Annotated in this window: 14 protein-coding genes; 7 read left to right on the top strand and 7 right to left on the bottom strand. The window is 59.6% G+C overall.

The genetic code is table 11. The features are described from left to right. Window positions 1-36 precede the first annotated feature (36 nt). Entirely contained in the window at window positions 37-2,250 is a 2,214-nt protein-coding gene (locus BLV81_RS17240; RefSeq protein WP_092358500.1) for a xanthine dehydrogenase family protein molybdopterin-binding subunit, read from the bottom strand. 10 nt (window positions 2,251-2,260) lie between these two features. After that, window positions 2,261-2,719, bottom strand: coding sequence for a (2Fe-2S)-binding protein (locus BLV81_RS17235; RefSeq protein ID WP_092358498.1), 459 nt, complete (start codon window positions 2,717-2,719; stop codon window positions 2,261-2,263). A 224-nt stretch (window positions 2,720-2,943) separates the two neighbouring features. Between BLV81_RS17235 and BLV81_RS17230 the strand changes: the two genes are divergently transcribed. Next, window positions 2,944-3,483 (top strand): methylated-DNA--[protein]-cysteine S-methyltransferase, encoded by a 540-nt coding sequence (locus tag BLV81_RS17230; protein ID WP_092358496.1) that lies wholly within the window; start codon window positions 2,944-2,946, stop codon window positions 3,481-3,483. Between the two features lie 34 nt (window positions 3,484-3,517). Here the strand turns inward: BLV81_RS17230 and BLV81_RS17225 are convergent, their stop codons facing one another. Continuing rightward, entirely contained in the window at window positions 3,518-4,753 is a 1,236-nt protein-coding gene (locus tag BLV81_RS17225; RefSeq protein WP_092358494.1) for a geranylgeranyl reductase family protein, read from the bottom strand. Window positions 4,754-5,093: 340 nt separating this feature from the next. On the opposite strand from BLV81_RS17225, the gene BLV81_RS17220 reads away from it, so the two are divergent. Continuing rightward, window positions 5,094-6,386 (top strand): haloacid dehalogenase-like hydrolase, encoded by a 1,293-nt coding sequence (locus tag BLV81_RS17220; RefSeq protein ID WP_092358588.1) that lies wholly within the window; start codon window positions 5,094-5,096, stop codon window positions 6,384-6,386. 135 nt (window positions 6,387-6,521) lie between these two features. Continuing rightward, entirely contained in the window at window positions 6,522-7,532 is a 1,011-nt protein-coding gene (gene phnD, locus BLV81_RS17215; protein ID WP_092358492.1) for a phosphate/phosphite/phosphonate ABC transporter substrate-binding protein, read from the top strand. Between the two features lie 45 nt (window positions 7,533-7,577). Here the strand turns inward: phnD and BLV81_RS17210 are convergent, their stop codons facing one another. Both BLV81_RS17210 and BLV81_RS17205 read right to left on the bottom strand, forming a co-directional pair. Next, on the bottom strand, window positions 7,578-8,990 hold the full coding sequence (locus tag BLV81_RS17210) for a heavy metal sensor histidine kinase (RefSeq protein WP_092358490.1): 1,413 nt from the start codon (window positions 8,988-8,990) through the stop codon (window positions 7,578-7,580). Beyond that, window positions 8,987-9,667 carry a heavy metal response regulator transcription factor gene (locus tag BLV81_RS17205; RefSeq protein WP_092358488.1) on the bottom strand — a complete coding sequence of 227 codons (681 nt, stop codon included), beginning with the start codon at window positions 9,665-9,667 and terminating at the stop codon, window positions 8,987-8,989. The genes BLV81_RS17210 and BLV81_RS17205 overlap by 4 nt, the downstream gene beginning before the upstream one ends. A gap of 153 nt (window positions 9,668-9,820) precedes the next feature. Between BLV81_RS17205 and BLV81_RS17200 the strand changes: the two genes are divergently transcribed. The 3 genes from BLV81_RS17200 to BLV81_RS17190 are packed head-to-tail and all read left to right on the top strand — an operon-like array spanning window position 9,821 to window position 11,932. Beyond that, a complete protein-coding gene (locus BLV81_RS17200; protein ID WP_092358486.1) occupies window positions 9,821-10,444 on the top strand; it encodes a hypothetical protein in 624 nt (207 codons plus the stop codon). Between the two features lie 58 nt (window positions 10,445-10,502). Continuing rightward, window positions 10,503-11,162 carry a cytochrome b/b6 domain-containing protein gene (locus BLV81_RS17195; protein ID WP_092358484.1) on the top strand — a complete coding sequence of 220 codons (660 nt, stop codon included), beginning with the start codon at window positions 10,503-10,505 and terminating at the stop codon, window positions 11,160-11,162. After that, a complete protein-coding gene (locus BLV81_RS17190; RefSeq protein ID WP_176992876.1) occupies window positions 11,159-11,932 on the top strand; it encodes a molybdopterin-dependent oxidoreductase in 774 nt (257 codons plus the stop codon). Before BLV81_RS17195 ends, BLV81_RS17190 begins: the two co-directional genes overlap by 4 nt. A 368-nt stretch (window positions 11,933-12,300) precedes the next feature. On the opposite strand, the gene BLV81_RS17180 is transcribed toward BLV81_RS17190, so the two are convergent. Together BLV81_RS17180 and BLV81_RS17175 are read right to left on the bottom strand one after the other, a co-directional pair. Then, on the bottom strand, window positions 12,301-14,349 hold the full coding sequence (locus tag BLV81_RS17180; RefSeq protein ID WP_255365307.1) for a M3 family metallopeptidase: 2,049 nt from the start codon (window positions 14,347-14,349) through the stop codon (window positions 12,301-12,303). Window positions 14,350-14,450: 101 nt separating this feature from the next. Then, window positions 14,451-14,930 carry a nuclear transport factor 2 family protein gene (locus BLV81_RS17175; RefSeq protein WP_092358478.1) on the bottom strand — a complete coding sequence of 160 codons (480 nt, stop codon included), beginning with the start codon at window positions 14,928-14,930 and terminating at the stop codon, window positions 14,451-14,453. A gap of 143 nt (window positions 14,931-15,073) precedes the next feature. Between BLV81_RS17175 and BLV81_RS17170 the strand changes: the two genes are divergently transcribed. Then, on the top strand, window positions 15,074-16,267 hold the full coding sequence (locus tag BLV81_RS17170; RefSeq protein ID WP_092358476.1) for an MFS transporter: 1,194 nt from the start codon (window positions 15,074-15,076) through the stop codon (window positions 16,265-16,267). The last annotated feature ends 78 nt before the right edge of the window (window positions 16,268-16,345 follow it).

Raw genomic sequence — 16,345 nt, 5'->3', positions numbered from 1 at the left:
TCATGGCGCCCTCGGGCGCCATTTTTACATTTCAAGTCAAGTCACGATGGCATCGAACGGCAACTTGCGCAGACGCTTGCCAGTCAAGGCAGCGACAGCGTTAGCGATGGCCGGTGCAATCGGCGGCACCGGCGGTTCGCCGACTCCGGTCGGCGTGTCGGCGCTGGGCACCAGATGGACATCGATTATCGGACAACTGCCCATATACGCCGGAGTGTAATCGGAAAAATTGGATTGCTGCACCACGCCGTTTTTCAGCGTGATCTGATTGCCAGGCAAGGTGGTGGAGAGGCCGAACACCACACCGCCCTGGATTTGCGCTTCGATGGTGCGCGGGTTGATCGCCATATTGCAATGCACGCCGGCCGTCACGCGATGCACTTGCGGCCGCCCTTCGTGCAGCGACACTTCCACCACATAGGCAATCGAGGTGTTAAAGCCATGATGCACGGCGACGCCCCAAGCCTGGCCCGCAGGCAGCTTGCGCTTGCCGTAGCCGGAGCGCGCCACTGCCAACTCCAGCGCCTGCTTGCTGCGCTTGGCCGATTTGTCGAACAGGCTGGCGCGGTACTCGACCGGATCGCGTCCGACCGAGCGGGCGATCTCGTCGACCAGGGTTTCCATGACGAACGCGTTGTGGCTATGGCCCACCGAGCGATACCATAGCACCGGCACGTTGACCTGCATATTGTGTACCGACAGCGCCAGGTTAGGAATCGCGTAGTGTGATTCCAGCACGCCTTCGGTCATGGTGCCGTCGACGCCGTCCTTCACCAGAAACGATTCAAACGGGCTGCCGGTCAATATCGACTGGCCGGCAATCACATGCTCCCAGGCCGCGATCTTGCCGCGCCCGTCATAAGCGATGCGCACCCGGTGTACATGCATCGGCCGGTAGTAACCGCTCTTGATATCGTCTTCGCGCGAATACATGATCTTGACCGGCGTGCCGCGCATGACCTTGGCTATATAGGCCGCCTCCACCGCATTCTCGGATTCCGGCATGGCGCGCCGGCCGAACGCGCCGCCCGCCATCATGGTGTTGAATTCGACCTTGCCGACGGCGATGCCCAGCACCTTGGCGATCGCCTGCCGGTCCATCGATTGAAACTGCGAACCGGCCCAGACCGTGCAGGCGTCGCCGGTGAAATGCAGCGTCATGTTGAGCGGCTCCATCGGCGTATGCGCCAGATAGGGAAACTCGAAGATGGCGTCGATGATCTTGGGTGAGCCGGCTAACGCTGATGCATTAAACTCGGCCGCCTTGCTGGCCAGCGTGCCGGGCTTCATCACCGCTTCCCGGTAGGTCGCGAACAACTGCTCCGAACTGACCGCCTCCACCCCGCCCACGTCCCACTCTATGTTCAGCGCGTCGCGCGCTTTCTTGGCGATCCAGTAGCCGTCCGCCACCACCACTACGCTCTGGCCGCCGCGTATCCCTGGAATCGTGAATATCTTGCGCACGCCGGGGATGGCCTTGGCCGCACTGTCGTCGAACTTGGCGATCTTGGCGCCCCACGGCACGGCCCGGGCCAGCATCGCCACTTTCATGCCCGGCAGATCGAGATCGATGCCGAATTTCTGCTGGCCGCTAGACTTGGCGAGCGTATCCAGCCGCTGCGTCGCCTTGCCGATAATGGTGAACTGTCTTGGATCTTTCAGCTGCACCTGGTCCGGCACCGGCAAGGACATCGCCGCATTGGCTACCGATCCATAGCTCAGGCGCTGGCCGCGCGGGCCGGTGATGACTCCTTTCGCGGTTTTGCAGCTGGCCGGATCGACCTTCCACCGGCTGGCAGCGGCAGCCACCAGCATGCTGCGGGCGCGCGCGCCGACTTCGCGGTATTGCTGGAAACTGTGGGCGATGCTGGTGGAGCCGCCGACCATCTGCATGCCGAAGGCGGGATCGCGAAATACGTCTTCGCCCTTGGCCAGTTCAGCCCGCACATTGGCCCAGTCGCAATCCAGTTCCTCTGCCAGCAGCATCGGCAGCGCGGTCAGCGTACCTTGGCCGATATCGACTTTGGATACCTGCACCACCACGCTATTGTCCGGCCCGACCCGCAAGAAGGCATTCGGCTGATAGACTTTGGCGGCGGCGGTCTGGGCGCCGGCCACACGTCCCAAGCCTGGAATGAAGAAACCGAGGACCAGCCCGGCGCCGCTAACGGCGGACGCCTGCAGGAATTTGCGGCGCGATTTTTTCAGCGGCGCCGAATCTGGATTTGCCACGATGAATTCGGAGGACATGATGGCATCCTTATGCTAAAGAGTTGGACGCATCCAGCACCGCGGCCTTGATGCGCTGGTAGGCGCCGCAGCGGCACAAGTTGCCGCCCATCGCGACGACCACTTCGGCCTCGCTCGGATGGCGTTTCTTTTTGAGGAAATCCACTGCCGTCATCACTTGCCCGCTCTGGCAATAACCGCATTGCGGCACGTCATGCTTGATCCAGGCGGCTTGCACCGCTTTGCCGACCGGATCGGCGGCGACAGCTTCGATAGTTGTCACCGGCTGTTGCCCGACCGCAGACACGGGATAAGAACAAGAGCGCACCGCGTTGCCGCCGACATGCACGGTACACGCACCGCAGGCGGCAATGCCGCAGCCGAATTTACTGCCGGTCAGTTTGAGATTTTCGCGCAGCACCCACAATAAAGGGGTATCCGCTGCGACGTCGACTTCTACAGTAAGACCGTTCACCTGAAGGCTAATCATTGCGATTTCTCCAAAAGAGTTGCGGCTAAATTCTTACGCTAGATTCCTGGACTAGTTGTTATATAGCTATATGACTGCTTCATTACTATAGACAGCCAAATATGAAAAAACAAAGACGAGTCCAGCTTTACACTGATATTTATCGAATTTAAAAGCAAGCAGCGGAGTGCGGGAAGCCACAGCAACCTTTAAACTACGCCCTACTATCTGACGAAATTACAAACATGAATTTATCCCTGCACCGGATCGCCTCGCCCATCGGCGTCATCCTGCTGGTCACCGATACCCAGGATCGCGTGCGCGCCCTGGATTTCGACGATTATGAACCACGCATGCGAAGTTTGCTGACCACCCACTACGGCCATTACACCCTGAGCGCGGCCACCACTCCGTCCAGCGCGGAACCGGCTCTGCAACGCTATTTCGCAGGCGAACTCGATGCGCTGAAAGATATCCGGGTCGCCACCAACGGCAGCGAGTTCCAGCACCGCGTATGGGCCGCATTGCGCCAGATTCCGCCGGCCCGGATGACCACTTACGGCAAGCTCGCCTTGCAGCTGGGCGAACACAACGGCGCCGCCCGCGCGGTGGGCAGCGCCAACGCCACCAATCCGATCGCCATCATCGTTCCTTGCCACCGGGTGGTGGGCGCGAACGGCAAGCTGACCGGATTTGCCGGCGGACTGGAACGCAAGGCCTGGCTGCTAGGCCATGAGCGCGCCGAAGCCGGCGATCCGGAAAGCTTGCGCCTGCCCGGTTTCTAGAACCGGTTGACCTGGCGCTGCCGGCTAAGTTCACCTAACAGGAATTGTTGCCCCAGTTGTCCGGCGCCTTGCTCGGCAGCAGCCAGCGCGGAAAACCGGCTGCGGTTTTGAACAGGCAATGGCGATAGCCCATCTGGCCGCTGATCAGGCCGGCGAAATCGTGGTTGATGTGCTGATTCAGCACCAGATGCGAGAAAGCCAGTTTCGGAAAACGGTAGATCAAGCGCGCCATCCACGCAGCGGCGCGCAACTCGGGCAGCAGCTCGCGCTGCAGCAACCGGCTATAGAGCCCCGAACCGGCTGCCGATGCAGCAACGCCATCGGCAGCAATCGCCCTGGCAGCGATGGTGGCGCTCTTCAGCGCAAAATATATCCCTTCGCCAAACAAGGCTTCCGCCAGGCCGGCCGCGTCTCCCAGCAGCCAGACCCGGCCGCGCTGGAACACATTGCGACGATTCTTCAAGGGGATGATGTAGCCCTGGTATTCGGCCCGCAACGGCTGCCGCAAGCTGGCGTATGCCGCGGTGAAGCGATCCAGATGCCGGCGCAACGCGGTGCCACCGAAAGGTGAGTACACACCTACATTGAAATGATCGCGCTTGGGAAAGATCCAGCCGTAACCGCGCGGCATGCCGTCGAAATCGAACAGGGCACGCGCACCGAAGCGCTCCAGCGCCCCTTCGGCCGGCCACAACATGGCTTCCAATGCCGGCACGTAAGCCACCAGATCCTTGCCGAACAACTTGTTGCGCACGGCGCTGGCGGCGCCGTCGGCGGCCAGCAGCAAGCAGCAGCGCAGGCGGCCTTGGCTGGTGGTTACGCTGACGGCATCGGCGCTTTCCGTCGCATCGATAAATGCGGTTTCGGCGAGAAAGCGCGCGCCTTTGGCGCAGGCGCGGTCGAGCAATAATTTATCGAATTCGCTGCGGACCACGGTACAGGCCGCCATCGGTTCGATTTCCTTGATGATGGCGTCGCGGTTGCGGTAATTGAGAATGGCGGCGCCGATTGCCTGATGCATCGCCGGGCCGAGGTCGAAACCGAGTAAATCCATCGCTTTGCGCGACAAGCCGCCGCCACATACTTTGGCGCGCGGAAAAGCCTGCTTGTCGATGATAGTTACCTGCAAGCCCTGCTCTGCCAGCAGATAAGCCAGATGCGAGCCGGCCGGCCCGGCGCCGACAATCAGCACGTCGGTCGTACCCTCGCCGTCAGCGGACATGGCGACCTCGCGCAAGACCATACGGCCCGCTGAACCCGGCACAATCATTCACAGCTGGACTTCCTGACGACTTCATCGGCAGTGCCTCGCAAATAATCACTGGCCACGGCAATTCATCTTGCCCGGCTGAATCGTCAGGATAGCAAAAAACGGCGATCCCGGTGGCGGCGGGTTGATGTTTTGCGAACGCTGGATAGAGCTTTTCTTTTATCTTTTATATACGTTTCTATTTGGAAACATGTTAGTGTATTCGGCTGTTTACGGGGCAACTTCGGCGGCAACTTCGGCGGCACATGAAAAGCGTATGGAACAGCACATGACAAAACATTTCAACAGGCACAGGGAGGCCATATCCATGACAAGCGAAAAAAAATTGGAAGTAAAAACCATGCAACAAAAGCGACGCACGTTGTTAACCGGTGGCCTGACCGGGGGGCTGATAGCTGGACTGGCGGCCACGGCGTTGCCATCGGAACTGCTGGCCAAGGAAAACAAGGCCGCCGGCCTGACATTGGACCGCGCCAAGTGGGGCGAGCGCAATCGCCAGCAACTGCAAGCGCTGCTGGCCCGCAACGGCAAGAACAGCGCCGGCTACAACCCGAAACGCCGCCCTTACGCGGTATTCGACTGGGATAACACCAGCATCATGAACGATACCGAAGAGGCGTTGCTGATGTACCAGATCAATACCCTGTCGTTCAAGCTGAGCCCGCAGGAACTGGGCGCCATCATCCGCCAGAATGTTCCAGCCGGGCCGTTTGCCGCCAGCTACAAGAACGCCGCCGGCAACGCCGTCGAGCTGGAAGCCATCTGCAGCGACATCGATAGCGACTATCAATACCTGTATGACAACTACGAAAAATTAAAAGGCGGCAAGAAGCTGGAAGAGATACGCGAAACCACCCAGTTCCAGGATTTCCGCGCCAAGCTGTATTACCTGTACGAAGCCGTCAACGAGACCTACGGCGTCAATGTCGGTTATCCGTGGGTGATCTATTTCTTCAGCAACATGTCGGTGGCTGAAGTACAGCAGCTGGCCGAGGCCTCCAACGACCACAACCTGGGCCTGGGACTGGTCAAGACCAAATACACCAGCCCCGCGGCGCTGCCCGGTAAAGCAGGGATCGTCAGCGTGACGCATTTTCACGGGATTCGCCTGTGCACCGAGATTGCAACCTTGATGGATGCGCTCGAGCAAAGCGGCATCGACGTTTATGTCAGTTCAGCCTCGCTGGAAGAAGTAGTGGCGGTGTTTGCGACGACGCCCAAGTACGGCTACAACGTCAAGCGCGAACATATACTCGGCCTGCGCCTGGAGACCGCCAACGGCGTGTTCGTCAACAAGTACAAGACTGGCTGGCCGCTCAACTGGGGACCGGGAAAAACCGAAGTCATCAAGCAGGAACTGGTCGCCGCCAAGGGTTACGGACCGATCTTCGTCGCCGGCGACAGCGATGGCGACTACGACATGCTGCGCGATTTTGCGGATACCCAGCTAGGCATGATCGTCAATCGCATGAAGCAGGGCAAGATCGGCGATCTGTCCAAGCTGGCCGCGAATCAAATCGCGGCCAGGTCGCCGCGTTTCCTGCTGCAAGGCCGGAATGAACTGACCGGCAACTGGATGCCGTCGGAAGCCAGCATCAAATACGGCAAAACCGGCGAAACGCTGCTCGGCTGACGCTTTCCGCACGCCGGCCGGCCGCAGGCAGCCGGCTGCTGCCAACATTCCTCGCATTGCATTGCTCGCCCGTCGCTTCGGCACGGTCGAGCCATCCGTTTTCCATCACCATTCGCAATAATCAGATAGGCATTTATGAAGAGATTACTAAAAACCGTTCTTGTGCTGTGTTCCATGATCATGTCTTGTCTCACGTCTTGCGCGTTCGCCAAGGATGACGACGCCCCGAGAAAAATCACCATCGGCCTGATCGCCACCACCACCGCTGAAGATACCCAGAAACGCTGGCAGCCGGTGATTGACGATTTCGCCAGATACACAAAAATGGAAGTGCGCACGGTGGTATCCGCCAACTACAACGAAATCCTAGCCGGATTGAAATCCAACACCATCCAGGTCGCCTGGCTCAGCAGCAAGATTGCGCTGGAAGCGGTGGAAGATGGCCAGTCGACGGTTTTTGCGCAGATGGTAAAGAAAGACGGTTCGCGCGGCTACAACTCAGTGCTGATCACGTTATTCGCGAGCCCGATCAAATCGTTCGAAGATATCTTGGCGAACAAGGGCGTCTACAGTTTCTACGATGGCGACAAGAGTTCAACCTCGGGCTACCTGGTGCCGGCCTACTATGCCTTCGCCAAGAACAAGGTGGAACCGGAAAGACTGTTCAAGAATATTACGGTCGGCAATCACAAGAAGAACCTGCAGGCGGTGATCGCTGGCCAGGTCGATGTCGCGACCAACAATACCGAAGAACTGGACCGGCTGAAAAAAGAATCGCCCGCGCAACTCAGCAAGCTGCGGGTCATCTGGACGTCGCCTTTGATTCCCAACGATCCGCTGCTGTACCGCAAGGACCTGCCGGCCGCGACCAAGACCAGGATCGAAGATTTCTTCGTCACCTATGGCAAGCCGAAGAATCCCGCCGGCCAGCCCGACGTGCTGCAAAATATCCTCGACCTGTCCGGCTTCCAGCACTCCACCGATGCCCAATTGAAGCCGATCGCCGATCTCACCATGTTCGGCCTGTTGCGCAACAATATGTACGACAGCAAATTGAGTACAGTGCAAAAACAGAAGGCTTTCGAAGACATTACCGCTCGTTTCGGCAAGTTGAGCATGGCTTTGGAGATGGCGCGCATACGCTAACGCGCTCTATAGCGGCGCGGCAAGGGTAGATCGTCAGATGCATGTTCAGATACGCGCGGCGCCGTCCGGGAAATACAAGCTGAAACGGATCAGCCCTTGATTCGAACATGCAACATCCGCACTGCCTCCATGCACCAGCATGATGGCGCGGACGATGGCCAGGCCAAGGCCATTCGATTCGGTGTATTCGCTGCGCGACTTGTCGCCGCGGTAAAAACGGTCGAACAGCCGATCCAGCTGCTCTTGCGGTATCGGATCGCCCTGGTTTTCCACGTCAACCTGAATCCCTTGCGCCTGCGCACGTGCGCTTAGCCGCACCGTACTGCCGGGCAGCGCATAACGCACCGCGTTGACTACCAGGTTACTCACGGCGCGGCGCCACATGACCGGGCTGGCTTGCACCTTGCCGCTGGCGTCGACTTCCAGGCGGATACCGCGTTCTTCGGCAACACCTTCGAAATATTCGGCAATCTTGTGCAACTCGTCGGCCAGCACCAGCGGCGTTTTTTCCACCGTCAGCCCGGCATGATCGGTATGCGCCAGGAACAGGATGTTTTCCACAATCCGGCTCAGACGCTGCAATTCTTCCAGATTCGATTCCAGCACTTGCTGGTACTCGGCGGCGTTGCGCACCTTGCCCAAGGTTACCTGGGTCTGCCCCATCAGGGCGCCGATCGGGGTCCTGATCTCGTGCGCCAGATCGGCTGAAAATTGCGACAGATGCTCATAACCGTCAGCCAGCCGGTCCAGCATCGCATTGAACGAAACCGCCAGCCGGCGCAACTCTTGCGGCGCATCTTGTTCCCGCAAGCGTATCGCGATGTTGGTCGGACTGACTTCGGCGGCGCGCTCGGCCATCGCCTGCAGCGGCAGAAAGCCGCGCTTGAGCACCACGAAGCCGAGCAGCGCCGTCAGCAGCACGGAAACCGCCGCAGCCGCCATCACTTGCCAGTAGTACCGTGCCAGGATATGCGACTCCTGGGTCATCACGTGGGCGCCGGTAATCACCACGGTAGTGCCGTCGCTGCCGACCTCGGCCAGTGCTGACACCCAGCGCACGCGCACGCCATCGCCCCTTGCGCCCGGCGTCAGCGCACCGAGCTGCAGCGGCTGGTTCAGGTTTTGCGGCGTCATTGGCGGCGGCGTCATGTTATCGGGATTGACGCGCACGAAAGGGGCCTGCCCCGGATAAGCGAACATCAGCACGTCCTGTTCGCTGCCCAGCATGGTTTCGAACAGGGCCGGCCGGTCTTCCATCTGCTTGACGTTGTACAGATCGTGCAACAGGCGGCGAAAATGCTCGACCCGGCCGATCAGGGAATAATCGGCGCGGGTTTCCAGCGCCTGCCGGGTTGACGAATACAAGTACATGCCGAGGCTGGTCACGATCGCACAGGCAATCAGCGCGAACAGGACGGTCACGCGTGCCGTCAGCGATTGCCTGCGCCAGATATTCATGGATTTTCCGCGAACATGTAACCGATGCTGCGCACCGTGTGTATCAGTTTAGGTTCGAAGGGATAGTCGATCTTGGCGCGCAGGCGCTTGATGGCGACATCGACCACATTGGTGTCGCTATCGAAATTCATATCCCAGACTTCCGAGGCGATGACGGTGCGCGACAACGCTTCGCCTTTGCGCTTGACCAGCAGATGCAGCAGCAGGAATTCCTTGTTGGTGAGGACGATGTCAGTCCCTTGGCGGGTGACCCTGCGGCGCAGCAGATCGAGCTGCAGATCGGCCACCTGGAAGAAATCCAGTTCATGCGTCTCGCGAACGACACCGCGCCGTAACAGCGTGCGGATACGCAGCAGCAGTTCGGTAAAGGAAAAAGGCTTGACCAGATAATCGTCGGCGCCCAGTTCCAGTCCGCGGATGCGGTCGTTGACGTGATCGCGCGCAGTCAGGAAAATCACTGGCAGATCGCGCTTGGCACGCAAGGCGGCCATGATTTTCCAGCCGTCGGCGCCGGGCAGCATCACATCCAGCACCACCAGCTCATACGCATGCTCCAGCGCCATGTGCAGGCCGTCGCTACCGTTGCGAACCAGATCGACCGCATAACCGGATTCGCGCAAACCTTTTTTAAGGTAGGCGCCGGTCTTGGGATCGTCTTCAATGACGAGGATAGACATGCTGGACCTGGTGAGTGCTGCTGTGGTTGAAATCCACCCCATTCTATCAATTCGATAGCCGAGAAGAATGACAATATTGTCATTCGCATGTCACCGATAAGACATTGCCCCGGGCCTAGACTGAACCTCCCAGCAATCACAGAGACCGTTTCCATGAAAATCACACAACTCCTGCATCGGCTTGTTCCTGCATTGGCAGCATCCGCGTTCCTGGCCTATGGCAGCATGGCTGTCGCCCAAACAGCCGCACCGGTGGTCCGGGTCCGCGCCACCATCGATAAAGTGAACGCTGACAATCTCGAAGTCAGCGTCAAGGGCGGCAAGAAAATGACGCTTAAACTGGCGCCCGACCTGACGCTTTTCGCGGTCAGCCACGCAGCGATCGGCGATATCAAATCGGACAGTTTTATCGGCACTGCGGCAGTGCCGCTGCCGGACGGCACTTTGAAGGCGCTGGAAGTGCACGTATTCCCGGCCGGCATGAAGGTCGGCGAAGGCCATTACGCCTGGGATCTCGGCAAGAACAGCAGCATGACCAACGGCACCGTGGGCGACGTGGTGGTGACCAGCGGCCGCACGATCACGGTCAAATATCCTGATGGCGAAAAGAAAATCGTGGTGCCGGCCGACGTCCCTATCGTCAGCCTGGACAAGGGCGACCGCAGCTTGCTGGCGCCCGGCGCTCATGGCGTGTTTTTTGTCAGCAAAGCGGCTGACGGCAGCGATGTTGTAAAACGTGCTTCGGTCGGCAAGGACGGCGTAGTACCGCCGATGTAATGCAGTAAAGCCATCGAGCGGCCCGGCCGCTCGCGCACTTTCTCTACAAGGCATGCTCATGACAACAGCTGGAAATTCTCTCGAACCTAAGCACCTGCGACGGCGCATCATCCACCCGCTGCCGGTGCGCGCCGCACACTGGATCAACGCCTTCGCCATCGTCTGCATGGTCATGAGCGGCTGGCAGATCTATAACGCGTCGCCGCTGTTCGCTTTCACCTTTCCGAAATGGGCCACTCTGGGCGGCTGGCTCGGCGGCGCGATCGCCTGGCATCTGGCAGCGATGTGGCTGCTGGCGATCAACGGCCTGATCTATCTTGGCTACGGTTTTATGAGCGGTCATTTCCGCCGCCACTTCCTGCCCTTGCATGCGCGCGACTTGCTGCGCGATTTAAAAGATGCGCTGACTTTCAGACTGGCGCATCAGGCCGGCATCTACAACACTGTGCAGCGCCTGATGTATGTGATCGTGCTGCTGCTCGGCGTGCTGGTGGTTGCGTCCGGCTTGTCGATCTGGAAGCCGGTGCAGCTGGATAGCCTGGTCGATCTGTTCGGCGGTTACGACGTCGCGCGCCGCGTGCACTTCATTGCGATGGCCGGCATCGTGGCGTTTGTCGCGGTGCATCTGGCGCTGGTGCTGATCGTGCCGAGCACCTTGCTGCCGATGGTGACGGGGCGCGCGCCACAGCAAAAATCGCATCGGGAGTCGCAAGCATGAAGGACAAGAAGCAGGAGAACAATAAGCAAGACTTGCCAAGCAACACCGAACTGAAACCGGAACTGGTGCAGCTGCAGCGCCGCCTGTTCCTACGTTCCGGCCTGTCGCTGGGCGCTTTATCGATGCTGTCGGGCTGCAACATGCAGGATGGCGATACGGTCGACAAGGTGCTGTGGGCCATGTCGCGCTGGAACGACCGGGTGCAGGGCATGCTGTTCCGTCCCCATCATCTGGCGCCGACTTATCCGGCCAGCATGATTACCACGCCGTTCCCGTTCAACGCTTTCTATGACGCCGACTCGGCGCCGGAAATCGACGGCGACAGCTATAAGCTGGAAGTCTCCGGCCTGGTGCGCGACAAGCGCAGCTGGAACCTGGCGCAATTGCGCGCATTGCCGCAAGAATCGCAAATCACGCGGCATATCTGCATCGAGGGCTGGAGCGCCATCGGCCAGTGGAGCGGGGTGCCGTTCCGTACTTTCCTGGCCCATATCGGCGCCGATACCACGGCACGCTATGTCGGCTTCAAATGCGCCGACCGCTATTATTCAAGCATCGACATGGCAACCGCCCTGCATCCACAGACGATGCTGGCGCTGGACTTTGGACAGTCGCCGTTGCCGACCGAATACGGCTATCCGTTGAAACTGCGAGTCCCGACCAAGCTGGGTTTCAAGAATCCCAAGCACATCGCCGCCATCTTCGTCACCAACGAAAATCCAGGCGGCTATTGGGAAGATCAAGGATATAACTGGTTTAGCGGATCATGAACGAACCCTCATTCACCGCGTCCGGTGCAGCAGGGACAAGAGCGATGCAGATGCATTAAATGCGGCGGGCTTGTCTCTTCATCATCTTGCGCGAGCGTTTGCATGAATGCGGCTAGCGATTTTTCCATGCCGGCGAGCAGATCTGCTGGCGCGGGCTGGCTGGATTTGTGCGGCAGGACGGGTTTCTGGCGTGAGGTCATGGTCGTGGTAAAAAATGCGGCTGCCAGACAAGACGAGGCAGCGCTTGTTACCGAGTGTCCCGATTCAGGCCGGTTGCGTCAAGCGACAAACTTTCAAGTTTGCATGAGTAAAATTCAAGCAGGGTGGGCGCCTGTGCCCACCCTACTTCCTTCCTCTCCGACTGTTGCTTATGCAATCAAACCGCGTTTAGCCAGCATCGGCTCCACCTTCGGATCGCGGCCGCGAAAGGCGCGGAACGCCTGGGCCGGATCTTGTTTGTTGCCGGAGCTGTAGATGTAGCGCCGCAAGCGTTCGGCAATCTTTTGCTCGAACGGGTCGCCGGCTTCGATGAAGGCATCGTAGGCGTCGGCGTCCAGCACTTCAGCCCACATATATACGTAGTAGCCGGCCGCATAATCTGCGCCGCTGAACAAATGCTGGAAATGAGACAGATGATGACGCTGGCCGATGTCCTGCGGCACGCCCAGCAGCTGGCATTGCTGCGCTTCGAAGGCGGCGATATCGACTTTGCTGCCGTTCGGCAGCGAGTGCAAGGCCATGTCGATCAAGGCCGGACCGGCATACATGATGGTGGCCCAGGCCTGGTCGAACTGGCGCGCGCGTTTCAATTTTTCCAGCAACGCTGGCGGCATCGCCTCGCCGCTCTGGTAATGACGGGCATGGCGCTGCAACACGACTTCTTCTTCGGCCCAGTTCTCGAAAATCTGCGAAGGCAATTCAACGTAATCCTGCAATACCTGGGTGCCGGCCAGACGCTCGTATTTCACCTGCGACAGCAAGCCGTGCAAGCCGTGGCCGAACTCATGGAACAGGGTGCGGACGTCGTCGAAACTCAGCAATGTCGTTTCGGCCTTGGCGAAATTATTGTTGTTGATGACCACCGGCAGCGTGCCGCCGTTGTGGCCGGACTGGCTGCGGAAGATATGCATCCAGGCGCCGCTGCGCTTGCTGGCGCGGGCGTAGTTGTCGCCGATGAACAAGCCTATCAGCGCATTGTCGCGATTGCGTACTTCCCACAGCCGCGCATCGGCATGATGCAGCGCGGCGCCGCGCTGCTCGACGAAGCTGATGCCAAACAAACGCTGGGCGCAATCGAACATGGCGACTATCATGTTTTCCAGCGCAAAATAGGGCTTCAACTCGGCATCGTCGAGATCGTAGCGCGCCTGCCGGACTTTCTCAGCCAGATAACGCCAGTCCCAGGCTGCGATCGGCGTCGGCTGGCCCAGGCTGCGCGCCATGTCGGTCAGCGCGGCGCGGTCGTCGGCAGCTTTGGCCTTGGCCGGTTCCCACACCTTGCCGAGCAGGGCCGACACCGCCTCCGGCGTGCCGGCCATGCGGTCGATCAGCTGATAGTCAGCGTACGTCGGATAACCATGCAACTGCGCCTGTTCCTGGCGCAGAGCCATGATTTCTGCGGCGACCGGGCGATTGTCATGAGCGCCGGCATGGGCGCCGCGCACTACCCTGCCCTGCCACACCGCTTGCCGCAGATCGCGCCGATCGGAGAACGTCAGGAAAGGTTCGGCTAACGATGGCGACAAGGTAATCACATAGCTGTGTTCCGGCAAACCGCGCTGCTGCGCGGCAGATTTGGCAGAGGCACGCAGAAAATCGGGCAAGCCGGCCAGCGCGGCTTCGTCTTCCAGCACCAGGGCAAAACTGGATTCGTCGGCCAGCACGTTTTGCGTGAACTCGGTGCTCAAGGCAGCCAATCTTTCGGTCAAGGCGCTATAGCGCGCCCGCGATTGCTGCGGCAGGTTGGCGCCGGCGCGCACGAAATCCAGGTGGATGCGTTCCAGCAAACGCAATTGTTCCGGATCCAAGTCCAGCTCGGTGCGTTTTGCATGCAGCGCGGCGATCCGCGCAAACAAGCCGGCATGCAGGTAGATCGCATTCTTGTGCGCCGCCAGCCGCGGCGCCAGTTCGACCTCGACAGCTTGCAGCGCCGGCGAGGTTTCGCTTGCGGTCAGGTTCTCGAACAGCAGGCTGATGCGGCTGTTCAAGCGACCCGCGGCGTCGAAAGCGGCCAGCGTATTGGCAAAATTGGGCGCCGCGGCCTGGCCGGCGATCGCATCGATTTCAGCCAGGTGCGCGGGCAGCGCAATTTCAAATGCGGGTACGAAATGCTCAGCCCTTACCTGATCGAACGGCGGCAGTCCGTAAGGGGTATTCCAGTCTTGCAACAGCGGGTTGACGGCTTGAGCATCTGTCATGGCTAGCATCCTGGCTAAAGAAGAGAACGCTATTGTATCGCCGTATGCAAATCTTTAATGCGCCCTTGCTACAGGCAGCTCGTAAGCTCAGACAGTCGAGCTTACAAGCCCAGATCGCTCAATCCCGGATGATCGTCCGGACGCCGTCCCAGAGGCCAGTGATATTTACGCTCCGATTCCTTGATCGGCAAATCGTTGATGCTGGCGTAGCGCCTGTGCATCAAACCGTTTTCAGCGAACTCCCAATTCTCGTTGCCGTAAGACCGAAACCAGTTGCCGGCGGCATCGCGGCACTCGTAGGCGAAACGCACGGCGATCCGGTTGCCGTCGAAGGCCCATAACTCCTTGATCAGCCGGTACTCCAGTTCGCGTTCCCACTTGCGTGCCAGGAACTGCACGATCTGCTCGCGCCCTTGCGGAAACTCGGAACGATTGCGCCAGATGGTGTCGACCGTGTAAGCCAGCGACACGCGTTGCGGATCGCGCGTGTTCCAGCCGTCTTCCGCCATCCTGACTTTCTGTATCGCAGTCTCCCGGGTGAAGGGCGGGAACGGCGGACGGGCTTCGCTAGTTTGGCTCATGGCAAGACTCCTTGGTCGGAGTTGGAATGGTAACCATAAAATGCAAATCCTGCCGGCGGTCTTTTTTCCATTTTAAGACCGGCAAAGCGCCGCATTGAGATAAGGGATAAAGTGTCGGCTTGAATTTTTAAAGGCGCTTCAACATGGCAGAACCGCAATCCACCAGACTCAGCCCCGGCCTGGTGATCATGATGTCCATCGCCACCGGCGTCGCGGTGGCCAGCAATTATTACGCGCAACCCCTGCTGCATACCATCGCCGCGCGTTTCGGCATCTCCAACGGCAGCGCCGGCCTGATCGTTACCGTTGCCCAGCTGGGTTATGCCTTTGGCCTGATGCTTCTGGTGCCGCTGGCAGACATGGTCGAACGCAAGCGGCTGATCGTCGTGATGACCTTGCTGTCCGCCTGCGGACTGCTGATCACTGCTACCGCGCAAAGCATGGTGTTCGTTTTGATAGGGACTGCGCTGACCGGTTTGTTTTCGGTGGTATCGCAAGTGCTGGTGCCGTTTGCCGCGACGCTGGCGGCGCCGCAGGAGCGCGGCAAGGTGGTTGGCCACGTGATGACCGGCCTGCTGCTGGGCATCTTGCTGGCGCGTACCGTTGCCGGCTATTTGTCGGCGCTGGGCGGCTGGCAGACCGTGTACTGGTTCGGCGCCGCATTGATGATCGTCACGGCGCTTGTGCTGGGGCGGGCTTTGCCGCGCCATCATCAGACGCAGCATCTCAACTATCCGCGCTTGCTGGCATCGATCCTGACCTTGTTCGTGGAAGAACCGGTTTTGCGCACCCGCGCCTTGCTGGGAGGGATCATCTTCGCCGTATTCAGCGTGCTCTGGACTTCGATCTCATTCCTGCTGGCGGCTGCGCCTTTCAATTATTCGGACGGCACCATCGGCTTGTTCGGCCTGGTCGGCGCCGCCGGCGCCCTGGCTGCTTCGCATGCCGGGCGGCTGGCGGACCGCGGCCATGCCGGGCGTTCCACCACCGTCGGCCTGGGCCTGCTGTTGCTGTCGTGGCTGCCGCTGGTGTTTGCCAAGAGCTCGTTGCCGGGCCTGATCATCGGCATCCTGCTGCTGGATCTGATGGTGCAGGCGATACACGTCACCAATCTCAGCGTCATCAATCATCTGCACCCGGAATCCCGGAACCGCCTGACTGCCGGCTACATGACTTGCTACTTCATCGGCGGCGCTTGCGGATCGGTGCTGTCGACCTCGATGTACGGCTACGCCGGCTGGTTTGGCGTGTCGATGACAGGCGCCGGATTAAGTGCGGCCGGCCTGCTGGTCTGGTGGCTTGCGGAACACAGAAAAACAAGCGGAAAAACGAATTAGGGCTAGTTTGATTGTCCCGATTGACAAGCATGGCGCGCTTGCGTATATTTAGGAATCCGAACTAAATTTTCATCCCGG

It is taken from the genome of Collimonas sp. OK242, assembly GCF_900107095.1.
Taxonomy (GTDB): Bacteria; Pseudomonadota; Gammaproteobacteria; order Burkholderiales; family Burkholderiaceae_D; genus Collimonas.
Note: the sequence above shows the minus strand (reverse complement) of the source record. Positions and strands in the feature narration are given on the sequence as shown.